14 protein-coding genes are annotated in these 16,329 nt (G+C 46.3%); 5 read left to right on the top strand and 9 right to left on the bottom strand.

Features of this window, described 5'->3' with window-relative positions; genetic code table 11:
* Positions 1-18: 18 nt before the first annotated feature.
* A complete protein-coding gene (locus VFC92_05805) occupies positions 19-804 on the bottom strand; it encodes a sulfite exporter TauE/SafE family protein (GenBank protein HZK07697.1) in 786 nt (261 codons plus the stop codon).
* A 177-nt stretch (positions 805-981) separates the two neighbouring features.
* Positions 982-1,155, bottom strand: a complete 174-nt coding sequence (locus VFC92_05800; protein ID HZK07696.1) for a hypothetical protein — start codon at positions 1,153-1,155, stop codon at positions 982-984.
* A gap of 102 nt (positions 1,156-1,257) precedes the next feature.
* Between VFC92_05800 and gap the strand changes: the two genes are divergently transcribed.
* The 4 genes from gap (at position 1,258) to VFC92_05780 (ending at position 3,329) form a co-directional block, all read left to right on the top strand.
* Positions 1,258-2,262 carry a type I glyceraldehyde-3-phosphate dehydrogenase gene (gene gap / locus VFC92_05795; protein ID HZK07695.1) on the top strand — a complete coding sequence of 335 codons (1,005 nt, stop codon included), beginning with the start codon at positions 1,258-1,260 and terminating at the stop codon, positions 2,260-2,262.
* Between the two features lie 336 nt (positions 2,263-2,598).
* The gene (locus VFC92_05790) at positions 2,599-2,802 is read left to right on the top strand and encodes a dodecin family protein (protein HZK07694.1); all 204 of its coding nucleotides are present in this window, start codon (positions 2,599-2,601) and stop codon (positions 2,800-2,802) included.
* A 76-nt stretch (positions 2,803-2,878) separates the two neighbouring features.
* Complete coding sequence (locus tag VFC92_05785; protein ID HZK07693.1) at positions 2,879-3,031, top strand: YqaE/Pmp3 family membrane protein; 153 nt, start codon at positions 2,879-2,881, stop codon at positions 3,029-3,031.
* Positions 3,032-3,065: 34 nt separating this feature from the next.
* Positions 3,066-3,329 carry a DUF4235 domain-containing protein gene (locus tag VFC92_05780; protein ID HZK07692.1) on the top strand — a complete coding sequence of 88 codons (264 nt, stop codon included), beginning with the start codon at positions 3,066-3,068 and terminating at the stop codon, positions 3,327-3,329.
* Between the two features lie 140 nt (positions 3,330-3,469).
* On the opposite strand, the gene ligD is transcribed toward VFC92_05780, so the two are convergent.
* The 6 genes from ligD to VFC92_05750 form a co-directional block, all read right to left on the bottom strand.
* Entirely contained in the window at positions 3,470-5,923 is a 2,454-nt protein-coding gene (ligD, locus tag VFC92_05775) for a DNA ligase D (GenBank protein HZK07691.1), read from the bottom strand.
* Position 5,924: 1 nt separating this feature from the next.
* A complete protein-coding gene (locus tag VFC92_05770; protein HZK07690.1) occupies positions 5,925-6,689 on the bottom strand; it encodes a Ku protein in 765 nt (254 codons plus the stop codon).
* 12 nt (positions 6,690-6,701) lie between these two features.
* Positions 6,702-7,727 carry a DNA topoisomerase IB gene (locus tag VFC92_05765; GenBank protein ID HZK07689.1) on the bottom strand — a complete coding sequence of 342 codons (1,026 nt, stop codon included), beginning with the start codon at positions 7,725-7,727 and terminating at the stop codon, positions 6,702-6,704.
* A 79-nt stretch (positions 7,728-7,806) separates the two neighbouring features.
* Complete coding sequence (locus VFC92_05760; protein ID HZK07688.1) at positions 7,807-8,241, bottom strand: hemerythrin domain-containing protein; 435 nt, start codon at positions 8,239-8,241, stop codon at positions 7,807-7,809.
* Positions 8,242-8,575: 334 nt separating this feature from the next.
* The gene (locus VFC92_05755; GenBank protein ID HZK07687.1) at positions 8,576-9,916 is read right to left on the bottom strand and encodes a sigma-54 dependent transcriptional regulator; all 1,341 of its coding nucleotides are present in this window, start codon (positions 9,914-9,916) and stop codon (positions 8,576-8,578) included.
* Positions 9,917-9,970: 54 nt separating this feature from the next.
* Positions 9,971-12,289, bottom strand: a complete 2,319-nt coding sequence (locus VFC92_05750) for an ATP-binding protein (protein ID HZK07686.1) — start codon at positions 12,287-12,289, stop codon at positions 9,971-9,973.
* A gap of 230 nt (positions 12,290-12,519) precedes the next feature.
* Here VFC92_05750 and VFC92_05745 point away from each other — a divergent pair, with 230 nt between their 5' ends.
* Entirely contained in the window at positions 12,520-13,374 is an 855-nt protein-coding gene (locus VFC92_05745) for a universal stress protein (protein ID HZK07685.1), read from the top strand.
* Positions 13,375-13,538: 164 nt separating this feature from the next.
* Here the strand turns inward: VFC92_05745 and VFC92_05740 are convergent, their stop codons facing one another.
* Positions 13,539-16,274 (bottom strand): choice-of-anchor J domain-containing protein, encoded by a 2,736-nt coding sequence (locus tag VFC92_05740; protein ID HZK07684.1) that lies wholly within the window; start codon positions 16,272-16,274, stop codon positions 13,539-13,541.
* Positions 16,275-16,329 lie beyond the last annotated feature (55 nt).

Raw genomic sequence — 16,329 nt, 5'->3', positions numbered from 1 at the left:
CGCCCATTTTGGATGCCTCTACGTTCTAATGGATTCGATAAATGCCTTGATGTCGATGATACCAAAAAGGTGCGCCGAGGTGAGGAGTATTACCACCACGATAACCCAGCGCACAAAGCTGGCGCCCTGCTTCACGGCCATGTGCGTAGCGATGTATGCGCCGGCGACGTTGCCAATGGTCATTACCAGTCCATATTGCCAGTTCACCTGGTCGTTGAGGATAAAAACAACCAGCGCAAAAGGGGTGTACAACATAATGATGAGCACTTTTATGGCATTGGCTTTCACCAGCTCATAACCGGCACTCAGCACAATGGCAGCCAGCAGGAAATATCCTACGCCCACATGAATGAAACCCCCATAGATTCCGATAAGAAAAAATAGGATGATCTGGCCTGCCGAGAGCTTGCGACTGATGAGGTGCGTTTGCTCTTTGAGCCAGTGCTGCGGCTTGTAAAGTATAAAGAACAACATCACCAGCATGATGACCGCCACGGCGTACTCGAAAATTTCTTCGTTGATATCCACAGCGATGTAAGCACCCAAAACTGACCCTACCACAGTAGGAATTGCAAGGAAAAGTCCTTTTCGGAAAACCATCACTTTTTGCACGGAAAAGCTGGTAACTGCCGTCATGGATTGGATTGCGATAGCTATGCGGTTGGTGCCGTTGGCAAGGGGGGCGGGCAAGCCCAGCATCATCAGCACCGAGAGTGAAATGATGCTGCCCCCGCCGGCCAGCGTGTTGATAAATCCAACCATCAGCCCCGCGACGATGAGTAAAACAACTTCGATAATAGTCACAAAACGTAGTTTTTAAAACGCGCAAATGTAACCAAATCCAATAGTTGCCGGGACAAAATGACGTGCGCTGGCTCCGGTCTGAAGTCGCGGGGTTAGTGATTCTTGTTTTTTGCTTTTTTAGTCCACCAACTCTTTCTAAAAATCCATCAATTTCGGCCACAGCCCCCGCCTTTGATTTTAGATAAAACCGGCGCCAATGTAGAAATAGCTCCACGTATTGTTGATTTTGAAAGCGATTTCAGCATCTTTTGTTATTAAAGATAATTGTCCGTTCACTTTCATAAGTGTAGCACTATGATGGTAATAGGTTGCTTTTAAACCCCCCGGCCTTAATCTGATTATGCTTGGCATAGTTTTATGGCTAGCAAACAGCTATTCACAAAAAGTGTTGCCACTGCTTTCGCAAATAGGACACTTTTAAAAATGAATTATTTATTAAAAACTAAAATTATTATGAGTTACAAAATCGCAATCAATGGATTAGGAAGAATAGGCCGTGCAGTGCTGAAGCTGCTGGTACACCACCCACAAATGGAAATAGTTGCCGCCAACGATCTGATCGACGCCAAAACGCTGGCTTACCTGCTGCAGTACGACACCGTTTACGGACGCTGCGAACACAAGGTTTCGGTGCACGAAGGTTATCTGATGATTGGTCCGCACAAAGTACTACTTACCAGCGAAAAAGATCCGGCGCTGTTACCCTGGAAAGAACATCAGATCGACCTGGTATTTGAATGTACCGGCGTTTTTAATACCATGCACACGCTGCAGAAACATCTTAATGCAGGGGCAAAGCGCGTGATCTTATCGGCACCAGCCAAAGACGAAGAAGTGCCCACCATAGTTTTTGGCGTGAATAAACCTGCCAAAGACGACCGCATTGTTTCGTGCGCCAGTTGCACCACCAACTGCATAGCGCCCGTGAGCGAAATTATGGACCGTCATCTGGGCGTTGCCAAAGCCACCATGACCACCATCCACGCTTACACTGCTACACAGGCACTCGTAGATTCGCCCAACAAGAAGCTGCGCCGCGGGCGTGCTGCTGCAATGAACTTTGTACCCACTACCACCGGTGCCACCAAAGCCACTACCCGCGTGCTCACACAACTGGCCGGCAAGTTTGAAGGATCGGCCATTCGCGCACCCATTCCCGTTGGCTCTATCAGCGACATCAACTTTGTGACGCGCAAAAAAGCCAATAAAGAAGAAGTGAATGAGATTTTCAGAAAAGAAGCCCAAACAGATCGTTACCGCGGCATCCTGGGCGTAACCGATGAGCCACTGGTTTCGTCGGACATTGTAATGGATCCACGCGCCTCTATCGTAGATCTCGACATGACCATGTCCATCGACGGCGACCTGATAAAAATTATGAGCTGGTACGACAACGAATGGGGCTACAGCAACCAGATGCTGCGCACGGCGGAGTATATGCTTGCCGACAAAAAGTAGTGTTTTGCAATAGCAACCTATCAAAGATTATTAAAAAAGAGAATCGCCCGGCAGCGATTCTCTTTTTCTTTTTATAAGCCAGGTGCTCACTGCTTAGCGTAGCTTCAAAACCGGTGCTGCTTTTGAGGAACATATTCTACAAAGGTGTTGAATCGATTAAGCAAACAAGAAATAAATATTTAGCCGGATAGGATTAAAACCCTTTCGCTTTCGCTAAATAGCAAAGGGCGTGGCTTGCGTGGCACAAAAACTTTACAATCATTCATTACACAATGGCATGGTTTTGCTGCATGAATTACAAATCAAGTTTTTTATTAATAAAGAAAGGAATCTATTATGATTAAGATTATCGAAGTTATTGGAACCTCCGACCGTGGCTTTACCGAAGCTACTCAAAACGCAGTTAGCGAAGCTGCCAAAACCCTCAAAAACATTAAGTCGGTTTACATCAAAAATATGAAAGCTGATGTTTCGAATGACAAAATTGTATCGTATGCCGTGAACGCAAAAATTTCGTTCGAAATAGAAAAAGAGCAGTAGCAAGACGAAAAGATTTTAGAACAGAAAAAGAGTCCGCAACAGGCGGGAACTATTATTTATTGAAAAATAAAAAACTATGTCATCCATACTAAAAGTTATACTCGCATTTCTTATGCCGCCTCTTGCGGTGGCTCTTGAATTTGGCATCGGTGGTAAATTTTTGCTAAACCTTTTACTCACCATGTTGGGTTACATCCCCGGACTTATCCATGCACTAATCGTGCTTTAGCCACTGATTATTTATATCAAAATCCAGTTATCGTATGAAAGCAAAAAACAAAGAAATCCTCAAGGAAGCACTTGCCACCGGAGCCATTATGCTCAGTGGATTCATGGTGCAGAAAGCTATCGATTGCACTTATAAATCCATAAGAGGAAAAGAGGTGCCGAAAAACGCCAACGAATCCGGCGTGAGCTGGGGTAAGGCGTTTCTGTGGACGTTGGCCACCGGCGCCGTTATCAGCATCGTAAAAACTGCCGTGCGACCCTACGTTGATGTTGGTGTGGATGAAATGCTGGATGTTTAAATCCGGGATTTTTTATAAAAAAAGAATTGGCTTTATCCTGAAATTAATGTTTCGGATAGAGCCTTTTTTTTCTCGCGATTGGTTCCCCTCCGACTTTTGAGCGTCCGGAGTATTTCGAAACGCAAAAAGAAAGAAGCTCCCTACAACTTTTTCAGCGTTTCAGCAATATCCACACGGTTGCTGAACATATCTTTCCATAAATCTCCCACATTGCTCAACCGCTTTTGCATGGTGCGAATGTTGTATTTTGAAAAGTCTACCCCTTCCTTTAATTCTTCGGCTGATACAGGTGCGGAAACCGTTGCGCCGGGTTTGAGGCGCAGGCTGTAAACCGATGCCATTGTTTTGCCGCGACCATTTTGCAGGTAATCCAGATATATTTTACCTTTACGCTTGGCGGGGCTTCTTTCAAAACTGGTAATCTTGCGAAAGCGATCGTGGATAATGGTTTCGAGCAGTCGCGCAAACTGTTGTCCTTGTTCGTGGGTATATTGGGGCAGCACCGGCAAAAAAATATGCAGCCCGCGCGAGCCGGAGGTTTTGCAATAAAACGGCAGCTTCAACTCTTCGAAAAGCTTATGAAACCCCAGCGCCACCCGCACTACTTCTTCAAAGCTAATTTCTACCGGATCTAGATCAAAAACCACATAATCAGGGCGATTCACATCAGGCACCGAAGCATTCCACGGATTTAGCTCCACGCTGCCCCAATTCGCCATAAAAAGCAGCGTGGCTTTATTCTGACAAAGTAAATATTCGATGCTGCCCGATGAGCTTTCCACCTCAACAGTTTCTATCCATTCGGGCACCTGGCCTTTTACATCTTTCTGAAAAAACGATTCGCCTGCCACCCCGTGGGGGGAGCGCAGCAGCGACTGCGGGCGGTCGATCAGATAAGGCAGCAGTGTCTCGGCCATTTGATCATAATATTCATAAACATCCTTTTTCAGAATATTTCCGTCAGGCCAGAAGACTTTATCGGGGTTGGAGAGTTCTTTGTATTTAGTGAAGTGCGTCTTTAGATATGTCGCACGTTCGCGCGGGGAAAGAGACGCACGGCCGTGCGTCTTTACATTCCGGTCTTTTTTGTCGGGGCGCAGTCCGCGGAAGGTGGGATGCCGCATGGCGCCGTCGCGTGTCCATCCGGTAAACTGAACCTCTGCAACGAATTCGGGCTTTACCCAGTGCGCTGCTTTCTCTTTGGAAGGGACGCTAACCGGCGGCTCTTTGGTTTTCAAAGGCTGCAATTTTTCATAAATATCCTGCAAAGTTGCGTCGTCAAACCCAGTTCCTACCTTGCCGGCATAGCGCAGTTTTCCTTTATCATTTATGGCCAGCAGCAGTGCGCCAAAAGCAGTGCGCGATCCCTTGGGCGCCGTGTAACCAATAATCAACGCTTCCTGGTGTTTAGCGGTTTTCACCTTTAGCCATACATCGGAGCGTTTGCCTGGATAATATTTACTATTGGCTCGCTTGGCAATCATGCCTTCGAGCTGCAACTGCTTCATTTGATCAAAAAACAGTTTGCCCCTTTCGGGGAAATGGTCACAGTAGCGGATGCGCTGCAGGTTGTCGGAGAGCATTTGCTGCAGCAGTTTTTTTCGTTGCAATAGTGGCACCTCCAACAACGAGTAGCCATCGAGCCAGAGCAGGTCGAAAACGTAATAATAAAGTCGCCCCATTGCTTTGTCATCGGAGTGCTGAAGGGTTTGGAAATCGGATTTGCCTTCGTTGTCGAGCACCACTACTTCGCCATCCATCACAAAATCGTGATCGATCTTCTGCAATTCATCGTGGATGACCCCAAACTTTTCATCGTAGGCATTTCCATTTCGCGAAAGCATTTTCCTATCTTCTCCTTTGCGTGAAGCAATGATGCGGTAGCCATCCCATTTTATCTCAAAAATCCAATCCGGATCGTCAAAAGGAGCATCGGCCAGGGTGGCAAGCATCGGATCGTATTGTGGCATGGGTGCGCTCGTGGCTTCCGGAATTTCATCTAATGATACCGGTTCCGACTTCCTGAGGCCACTGCTTATTTCATCCAATGTGAGGCCGCTGGCCACGGAGCGTTGGCTGAAGCGACGACTCTCAGATGCGTATTTATCTTTGCTCTTAGCGATAATCCACTGCTCCTGTTTGACTTTGTCGTCGATGCGGTAGAGCGAATAAAATCCTTTGAGCTTCTGACCATCCAAAGAAAATTTTAAGGATCCTTTCTTAATTTTTTCATCAATGGCTTCCACGGTATTTTCTACACTATCTTCGGGGCAATAGGTGCCGGCATCCCACAGCAACACCGTTCCGGCGCCATAATTTCCCTTAGGAATAACGCCTTCGAAATGCTGATAATCCACCGGATGATCTTCTACTTTTACGGCTAAATGTTTATCGGCGGGATTAGCTGAAATACCTTTTGGCACCGCCCAACTCACCAGCTTATCGCCCACCTGCAGCCGGAAGTCGTAATGCAGATGGCTTGCATCGTGCTTTTGTACCACAAATCGGCGCTCGTCGCCGGCAGCTCCATCACCCGAAGGCTCCGGCGTTTTATCGAAATGCCGCTTACTTTTATATTTTTCTAAAGCTGCCACATCAACTGTTTAGCTTTAAACTTTCTTTGAGTTGGCTCATCAAATCCTTCACGGCAGTTGTTTCGTGTTTGGCGGCAGCGGGTTTGTATTCTTTATGCTCGGCTTTGGCTTTGATAATTTTTTTGAGCTTTTGCTGATAGGAGTCTTTGTATTTCTTTGGGTCGAAATCCGTTTTCATTTGGTCGATAAGCTTCATGGCCATCTCGAGTTCTTTCTTGGCCGGATTTTTCCTGGCGGGAAGCTTCAGGTCTTTGGGCCGACGCATGTCGGCATCAAAGCGCATTTGTATCAAAAAAATAACCTCTTCGTCGGCCATCAGGAGCGCCAGATGCTCGCGGTTGCGCATCACAAACTTGGCCAGCCCGCCCATCTTCGATTTTAATATGGCTTCGCGCAAAAGATTATAGGTGGTGGCGGCGCCTTTGCCGGGTTCGATCAGGTAAGGTTTTTCAAAATAGCGCGGACTTATCTGGTCTATCTTAACAAAATCGGTGATGTCGATGCTGTCGGAACGCTCCTGATAAATCTTATCGAAGTCCTCGTCCTCGAGGAGGATGTAATAATCGTCTTCTTTGTAGCCTTTCACGATGTCGGCCCACGGCACCTCTTTGCCATCGTTTTTGCACACACGCGTATATTTTATCGGACACGCATCACCTTTGCGCACCATGTCGAGGTCGATGTTGTGCGTGCTGGCGCCGGTGTAAAGTTTCACCGGGATAAAAACCAATCCAAATCTTATTCCTCCTGTCCATACGGGTCTCATAGTTATTTTGTTTTAAGTATTAGATTCGTTGGAAACTTCCTCAAGCAGGCTCAGCACTTCCATCTCGTGGGTGTCGAGGTATTTCATCTCTGTTTCTGTAAAATTTTTCATGCTAATTTGTTCGGGAGCAAATTTTTCGTCGCTGATGACCTGCAAAATTGCAGGGTGGATGTAGTACTTTTCAGCAACAGCTTTGGTATTTCCCAGCTCTTCGGCCACCTTTTTTACGATGGTTGATTTGAAATTTTTCCGTGGGTTTTCGGCTTTTTCCTCGTTTGCAAAATGCCATTGCTGCAAAGCTATTGTAGTGCCGCCCCATGTGCGAAAACTCTTGCTGGTAAATGTTTCGCCGGTAATTTGTCGCAGATATTCGTTTACATCGGTCGAGTCGATGGTGCAGCTTGTGCCGTCGTCGTCGATGTACCTGAACAACTCGTAGCCGGGTAGCTCGGAGCTTTGTTTGATGAGGCGTATCAGTTGCCGGTTTTCGATGCTGATACGGCGCATCTTACCACTTTTTGCTTTGTATTCGAGCATGAGCTTGCCGTCTTGCTCTTTCAGATGTTTGCGGCGCAGGGTGGTAATACCATAGGTGTCGTTGCTGTTGCGATACCTTAAATTACCCACACGTAGAAATTTCTTATCCATAAAGGTCACCACCAGGGCAAGCACTTTTTCATAAGGCCATCCTTTTTTGCGCAGATGGGTAGCCGTAGTTTCGCGTAGCAGCGGCAAGGCGCGACCAAAATTGCGCAAAGCGTTGAATTTTTCCTGCTGGCTAAAGTCTGTCCATTCGGGGTGATAAATGTACTGCTTGCGATTGCGTCCGTCTTTGCCGGTGGCTTGTAAATATCCGTTTGGCTGACGGCATATCCACACCTCCAGCCAGGCTGGCGGAATTTTTAGCGCTTTGATACGCTCGATTTTCTCTTTGTCTCGCAACAAATTGCCACGCGAGTCGAGATAAACAAACCCCCGGCCATGGCGTCGTCGGCCATAGCCGGGGTTCGAATCGTGTACGTAAATCAATCCTTGCATCTTTTAATGGGGTAGAAAGTAACAGGTTCGTGGGGTTGTTGCCATGATGTAATGGCCAGCCGTTGGCACCGCATTACGATTATTTCTTCTCTTCCATCATCTTACGGTATTCGCGCCCCAGGCTCTCAATTTCCTTGTCGTTGAGAACTTTTTTAGCAAGTGGAAATACTTCCTCCTCCTCTTCGTCGAGGTGATGATTTACCAGCTCGTGCAGCTCTTTGAAATGCGCGAGCCAGGCCGAAGAACTCATCTCGGTTTCGTCGATTTTTTCGACAAGCTCGTCTATCTCATGATGTTCAGCCACGCTATGCCGTGCCTGCTCCTGCGATTTATCCACCTCCATCAGCGGAATGTAGAAATACCGTTCTTCGCTTTGTTCGTGAATTTTCAGCTCTTTTTTAAGTTCTTTGTAGAGTTTCTTACGCTCGGGGCTTTCCCCATGGGTTTCCAGAAGTTGGTCAGCGAGTGTGCGTTGGGTTTTGTGGTCCTTGACCAGTTCGTCGAAGATTTTCATGTTTTTTTAGTTTTTAAAAATGGATTATTTATTTTAATAAAAAATGATTTTGTTAAAAAAAGAGGATTTTAAAATCCTGAAACACAAAAATCAAAAACCCGGCCAAACCATTTTAAGAAGGTTTAAATAACAGGTAATGAAGGATGTAGGATAAAATGAGAAATGAATGGATGTGGAATAATCAGGGCGCTGTGCTGAAACTACCCCAAAGTAAAATCCCCAAAAGGTGCAAATGAAAGCGATGACGAAATTTTAAATCAGAGCCGAAACAAAAAATTTTGAACCGTAAAGAGGATTCGTAATCAGTGCTTTGTTATTTGTGATTTGCCTCACTTTAGGTATCAATTCCAAGCTGGTTGATCTTGTTGTAAAGTGTCTTTCGATCGATTTTCAGGATTTTAGCTGCCAGCGATTTGTTGTAGTTGGCTTCGCGCAGAGCACGTTCTACCACGATTTTCTCAGCTTCCTGGGTAGCGTCTTTCAGGTCGAAGGTATCGCCACTGATGGCTTCGCTGACTGAGGTGGGTTTATGCTGATCCATTAGCTCGCCGGGCAAGCACTCGCGTGTTACATATTCTTCCCGGGCTATGAGCACGCTGCGTCTCACCACGTTGCGCAATTCGCGAAGGTTGCCAAACCAGGCGTAATTTTTAAAAATTTGGGTTACATCGTCATTTAGTCCTTTCACCTCCTTTTTGAGGTCGCGGTTGGCTTCTTCCAGAAAATGGCCTGTGAAGATAAGGATGTCGTCGCCACGCTTACGTAAAGGAGGCAGCTCTACTTTAAACTCGTTGATGCGATGGTACAGGTCTTCGCGAAATTGTCCTTCGGCTACAGCATCCATCAGATTGCGATTGGTAGCTGAGATAATGCGCACATCGATGGGGATAATCTTGGTGTCGCCGACGCGGGTGATCACTTTATGCTGGATGGCGCGCAGCAGTTTGACCTGTGTTTCGTAAGAGAGGTTACCTATTTCGTCGAGGAAAATGGAGCCTCCGTTGGCTTGCTCAAAATACCCCGTCTTATTGTTCACAGCACCGGTAAAAGCGCCTCTGATGTGGCCGAAGAGTTCGCTGGCTGCCAATTCCTTGGGGATGGCACCACAGTCGATGGCCACAAAATTTTTGCCTTTGCGGAGGCTGTTGTTGTGGATAAGTCTGGCCACGTATTCTTTACCCGAACCGGTCTCCCCCTGAATAAGCACCGACATGTCGGTGGGCGCTACCAGCTTGCTCTGGTCGATAAGTTCGAGCATCAGTGTGCTCTTGCCGGTAATAAAATCCTGATCGGTAGCTGTTTCGAGCGCTAATTTTTTGCGCAAAGCTTTCTTGATAATCGTGCTGATCTCTTCGGGATAGATGGGTTTGGTAACGTAGTCGTAGGCGCCCGATTTGATGGTTTCGACAGCAGTACGGATTTCGGCATAGGCCGTCATCATGATGACAGGAATGTTGGGGCTGGCATGTTTTATCTGCGTAAGCAACTCGGCGCCGTTGATGTCGGGCAGGCGGATGTCGCATAGCACCAGATCGATGGTTTCTTCACGCATCAACTGAAGCGCAGGCTTCCCTTTCCCCAGCGTAAAAATTTTGTAACCCTCGCGTTTGAGATAATTCTCAAGCAAGTTGATGATGAAATGATCGTCATCGATGATGAGTATACTTTTTTTCATTTGGCTCCTTGCGTTAGTGCGTCAAAAATACAATAAGATTTTCTGATAAAATTCTTAAAAATTGTTGTCGCGGATTTTTGCCTCAGCTTCTATGATTTGTTTCAATCCCAATTTTATTTCGCGAATAGATCGTTTTACCAATGCAGCATCGCGGCGATACTTTTCTTGTCGCAGATAGCGATTTTCTATTTTCAAAAGCAGAGGAGTTACTTTGGTAAGTCCCAGTTGTTGTGCCGATGGTAGCAGCCTGTGTGCTGCTTCAGCGATTTGCTGGTAGTCGTCTTCCACGAGGTTTTGCCGGATACTTTCAAGCAGTTCGCTTGTATTTTTAATAAAAGTATCGAGCATCAGCAGCAAAAATTCTTTGTCGCCTTTTGTTATATGAATAAGCTCGGTGAGATCGAATGGGGTAGAGGAGGAATCGGTTTTTTTTGATGTTTTGCTAATTGTTGTTTTAATTTCCGTTTCGATAATGGGGACATCGGAGGTGTGCAAAACGATTTTTTCGTAAATGTACTCCTCTTTAAAAGGTTTCAGGATTACATCATCCATGCCGGCGGCGAGATATTGTTCGGTGTGTCTTCTCAGCACATTGGCCGTCATGGCAATGATCCGCGATTTGCGCTGCTCAGGCGCACCGGCTTCTTCAGTGCGCATGGCTTTGGCCACCTCAATGCCGTTGAGGCCGGGCATGTTGATGTCGAGCAACACCACGTGAAATTTGCCAGGCTTAAAATGGCGCAAGGCTGTTTTGCCGGATGAGGCGAATATGGTTTTTATCTTTAGCTGTTTCAGGATTTCTTTTCCGAGCATCCGGTTCACGGGGTCATCGTCCACAAAAAGCACGGAAACGTGGCGCAGCGGCAACATCGAAAAAGCCTGTTTTGTATCTAATAATTTATAATCAGGGTCGGCATGTTTTTGAAGTTTTAAAACAAACGAAAAGGTCGATCCTTTGCCCAGCCGGCTTCCGGCGGTGAGGCTGCCGCCCATGGTTTCTATCAGATCCTTGCTGATGGTAAGCCCCAGCCCGGTGCCCGAATACGAACGTCCTATCGAATTGTCAACCTGGTGGAAGGGATGGAAAATGGTTTTGAAATCTTCTTCGGCAATGCCTATTCCGGTGTCGATGATGTTGAAACGAACTGTCAATATTTTTCGCGTCGATCTGACCATACACCCTTCCACCGTTACCGATCCGCGTTTGGTAAATTTGATGGCGTTGTTTACCAGATTAATCAATATCTGCCGCAACTTTGCTTCGTCGCCAATAAGCACTGAGTCGAGGGCAGGATCGATGTTTTCATGATACTCCAGGTTTTTCTCTTTGTAACGCAACTCCACCACACCATGCACGGCCTTTAAAACATTGCTAATTTTAAAAGGAATTTCTTCAAGATGTATCTCCCCCGATTCAATTTTACTCAGCACCAATATTTCGTCGATGATGGTGAGCAGATGCTGCGAGGAGTTATGGATTACACTAACATACTCCGACTGTTTTTTGCTGAGGCGCGTTTTGCGTAGTTGTTCCGTAAAGCCAATTACCGCATTGAGCGGCGTGCGTATTTCGTGCGACATCTTTGCGATGAAGTTGCTCTTGGCGTTGTTGGCCTCGTCAGCTTCTTTTTTGGAGAGTTTCAATTTTTTCTCCACCAGCTTGGTTTCGGTGATGTTTTGAAAAATAATCACACACGTCATTCTGCCAAAGTTATCCATCAGCGGGGTGAGGCGCACGTAATATTGTTTATTACCTACCGAAAGTTCGCGGCTCACCGGAGTGGATTCAAAAGCTATCTGCAGCAAAGGTTCCAGGGCGCGCATGATTTCCGCGGGGAAATATTCCTGTAAAGTTGTTTCGGAGGTGACGGGGCTTGCCCAGCCATGTTTCAGGATTTCACTGCCCACGTTGCATAATATTCTATGCTCATTGTCGACGAGCATCATGTCACTGCCAGGCACATTTTCAGCCAGGACTTTGTAATTCTGCAAGCGGTCGTATTGCTCGTTGTGCCAGTCCAATATTTCGTCGGAAGGAATCCCTGATTCTATGTGCATCTCCTGCCCGTTGGGACTTGGGAAAATAAATTTGCCAAAACGGGCGAGAATTTTCACCCCATGACCTTTGCGGTGCAAATGGTGCAACTCACGCTTCAGATCGAAGCTCTTGGTTTCGTTGGTAACTTGCTGTATCTCGCTGATCTCCGGCTGACTACTTTCCAGAAAAAGACGTGTGATATGAACACCCAAAAGATCGTCAAGAGAGGAATAGCCCGTAAACTCCAGTGCCGATCTGTTCATCCATCGAACGTTCCAGCTCGCATCATAAATTATTACGGGGTTGGGCAAGGCTTCCAGTGTCGTCTCTTTCATGTTTTCTTTATTAATAATTTCCTAAAACAGATGATTTTCACAAGACTCTATTTTATCCGGTGTAATGCACAATTTGTTGAAAATATTCCACAAGAGGATAAAAATTCATTTTTTATTATAAAAAGCTAAAGCGCTGGTTAGTAGTAGCCTGAAAATTAATCATGTAAATCGATTTAATGGTATGTTTTTAGAGCAGGTAAAGATAATAGTAATTTTTAATCTCAGGTACAATGTCAATAACAAGAATTTTGGTCACCACAGAAAGCGCTTCCATGTCAGGAAAAGTCATGGGGTTTGCAATTCAACTAGCAACAAAACTTCATGTCGGCGAAATCATCCTTTTGCACATTTTGACGGCCACGCCATCGCAGGCCTACATGGCTACCGGCGAAGTGTACATGGCTCCGGGAGCTCAGGCCGCACGTCTCGACAAAGAAATACTCGAAACGCATCGTAAAAAACTACAGGAGGAAGCACAAAGATATTCTACTCCACAGCTGCGCATTATACCAAAGGTCAGTTTTGGCGAAAGCAAAACCAGCCTCAACAGCTACATGCAAAAATATGGAACTGACCTCATGATTGCCGAAGGTCGTGAAGAACGCGGTTTTCTTGAATACCTGTTTGGTAACCAAACCAAGCGTTTGATTGCACAAACCGATTATCCGATGATCATCGTCAAAGAAGACTCTGAAATAAGCGATGTGCGTAAAATTGCAGTAGCCATCGATGTCGGCGAGGAGCAGCACGGAGGGCTTGAGAGCATCCGCGACTTTGCCAACGGTTTAGGCGCCACAATGCATCTGGTTCATGTGATTACCGACGACAATACCAATGCCGACGATGCCATCGAAAAAATGCGCGGGCTGGCACTGCAGTATCATCTTACCAATCACGCGTTGCATGTTGTCAACAATAACAGCCTGGAGCATGGGCTGCACAGTTTTATTCAGAAAAACAACCCCGACATGGTTGCTGTGCTCACACAGGGCAAAGGAAAACTTACCCGTTTTTTCTATGGCAGCGCCACCGACGACATCCTCAAAGAATCCGACAAGCCAATATTTGTAAGTAAGATTGTTTAAAAAAACGACTGACCGGGCGTCTCGACGTACCAAAAACAAGGCTCTAAAACTGACGTAGAAGAATCCCCTTTTCAAATTTGGATAGCGGTCGGAGGCAAGATAAAAAAAGCTGCTTTGATTTTTTAGATCAAAGCAGCTTTTTTAATTTAAATGATGATGAGTAACTATTCTTTCACCAGCTTTTTAATATCAATTCCATTTTCAGTTTTAATAAAAACAAAATACAATCCTGCCGGCAACCGGCTTATATCGATAGCTTGGTCATTGCAGCCGATGGGCATCTCCATCATCACAACTCCGCTTTGGTTGATGATGCGCATGCTTCCCGCTTTTGCACTGGTAATCGCAAAATGATCATTAGCCGGATTTGGCGAAATGTTTATTCTGCCACTCAAGTCTTGTTGCGGATTGAGCCCTACTCCCGACTCGTAGATATGCACATTGTCGATTGCCCACCAGTAATCACCGCTTCCTGTGTAGTTCCATTTAATCCAAACGGTGGATTTATTAGCGGCTTCTGCCGTTATATCTAAGAAAACTGTTACGGCGGGATCAGGATAACCATTGTTGGACGTTACTTCGTAAACACTTGTCCAGTTTACCCCATCACTACTTACAGAAACAGCTCCTTCAGAAAACAGGTATTGATGGTACGACTGGTCGAATGTCAAAAATACCAGACTGGCATCACTACAGTCGATTTGAGGTGTAATAAGATCAGCATCCTGGCTGGAGCCGAAACCATAGAAATCGCTGTCGATAATGGCAAAGTTGTTGTCGAAACCTGCGCCGGTAATTGTTCGGTTTCCAGGGTTGTCGAAACTCCATGTGTGTCCGGAAGGAGTATTATTAATGTTTTGCCATCCGTCGGGGAGTTCCTGGCCTTCGAAATTTTCGCTGAACGGTAATGAAAACGCAAGCGGATTATCAAGGCCATAGGCATAAACGCTGTAGCCAGAAGTTCCTGCAAGAATAACATCAGAGGTATTTCCGTAAACCAAATCCCATACCGTTATATATTCAATGCCGGTGTTGAAAGGCTGCCAGGTTTGTCCTTCGTCGGCGCTGTGAAATACGCCATTGGCGCCACCTGCATAAACGTCGGTACCTGTGGATCCCAGTACACTCCAAACCAACCCGTTTAGATTTGGACATTTCGTGTAAACGGCTCCGTCGGCAGATTTATAAACTCCTTTGTCTGTGGATAGATAAACCATCTGAGGCAGGTCGCCCGCCGGGCGTACGGAGAGATCAGTGAAATATTCTGCACCGGCATATCCGGTGGCGGCGGTACAGTTGGCGCCCATATCATCCGAGTAATAAGTTTCGGTGGCTAATTGCTCATAGTTGACCAGCAAACGCATACCGCCACTGCTATTTTCGCAAAGATCGAAGCTCGGATAAAAAGCAAAAGGCAGTCCTGCCGAAGTATTCCAGGTAGTGCCACCGTCAGTGGTATATTTCACAAAATCATTACCCACCCACATAATGTCTGAATTCCCGGGGTGAACCATAACTCCGCTATAGGCATTATTGCCAGGGGTTTGGTGCAGCTCCTCCCAGCTGTCGCCATAATCATCGGTGTAGAATGCACCCTCACTGGTAGCTACAAGCATGCGCCCGTGCTGCCGGTTATAGTCGTTGGTAGGAGCAAATGAGAAGCCCCACCAGTTCAGTATATTTGAAGATTTATGATTCCAGGTAAGCCCCATGTCATACGAACACCAGATGCCGCTTCCTTCGGTGCCAGCCCAAAGCTCATTCCGATCGGCATAGTATGCCACGCAATGCACGTATGCATTGTTAAGCCCTTCAACGCTCAAAATAAGTTCCTGCCCCTCTTCCCGGGCAATTGTTCCATAGCTGCCCGCAAGGAATCCGGCATCAGAAACGCCCAGAGCCTGCCAGGATTTTTCCATGATATTGTTGGCCACTAATGTCCAGCTGTCGCCATTATCAGCGCTTTCGTAAATATCATCATACCAAAATGCGGTTCTTAATACGTTGTTGTATTTCACAATGTTACAGCCGTAAAAGCCGTAGCCGGAAAATGATAGCTTATGTGACCAGTTAGCACCACCGTCCACAGTTTTAAAAATCCCATTTTCAGCGCTTAGCAATATTATATCAACATTGTCAGGATCGGCGTAGATACCACTGCATTCACCGGAGTTTGACGGGTTGATGGATGTCCAGGTGGCACCATCCTCTGAAGTGTAGAGTCCGCCTGCGGAGCCCGTCAGGGTCACAAACATTTTTGAGGGGTTAGCCGGCGAAACTGTAAAGTTTCTCATAAAACCTCCCGTCACGTTGGTATTATTCCAGGTGGTACCACCGTTAGACGAATAACGTAGCCCCCGGTTGGTAGATGGGCCGGCAACCATAAGCTGGGGATTAGAAGTCTGCAAACCAACTCCGAGAAGAAAAGTGGATGGAAATGCGATCTGGTCCCAGTTAGCTCCGCCGTCGGTCGATTCGTAGAGACCATACTCACCACCGGCATAAAATTTACCCGCTTGCGTGGGGTGAGCGGCTAAGCCCCACATTTGCTTCTTTTGTATGGTGGAAGGATTCCAGTTGATACCGCCATCTTCTGAATACCACACACCACCATTACTGGCGCCACTGTTTGCACAAGCTACTACTACGTTCATCCCGTTTGTGCCGTTAGTAGCAAACCTTCGGATGTTGCCACCATACGGGCCATGCGAAGTCCATTGGCTACGGAACTCTGCAGGGATCTCTCCAAAAGACTCCATAGCTTGCGGTTGCATGTCGCGGGCAATAATTGCCCCGGCAGGAATCATGCTTCCGGTGATACTGCTAATTGATGGTTCTTGTGCTTTCGCAATTACGCATAGAAGCAAACCACAGAAAAATGCAAGAAAAAATCTTTTCATAAACTTTAAAACTTTAAAACTTTAAATAATTAATAATAAACAGTGAACTTTATAT

It is taken from the genome of Bacteroidales bacterium, assembly GCA_035647615.1.
In the GTDB taxonomy this organism is placed as follows: Bacteria; Bacteroidota; Bacteroidia; order Bacteroidales; family 4484-276; genus SABY01.
Note: the sequence above shows the minus strand (reverse complement) of the source record. Positions and strands in the feature narration are given on the sequence as shown.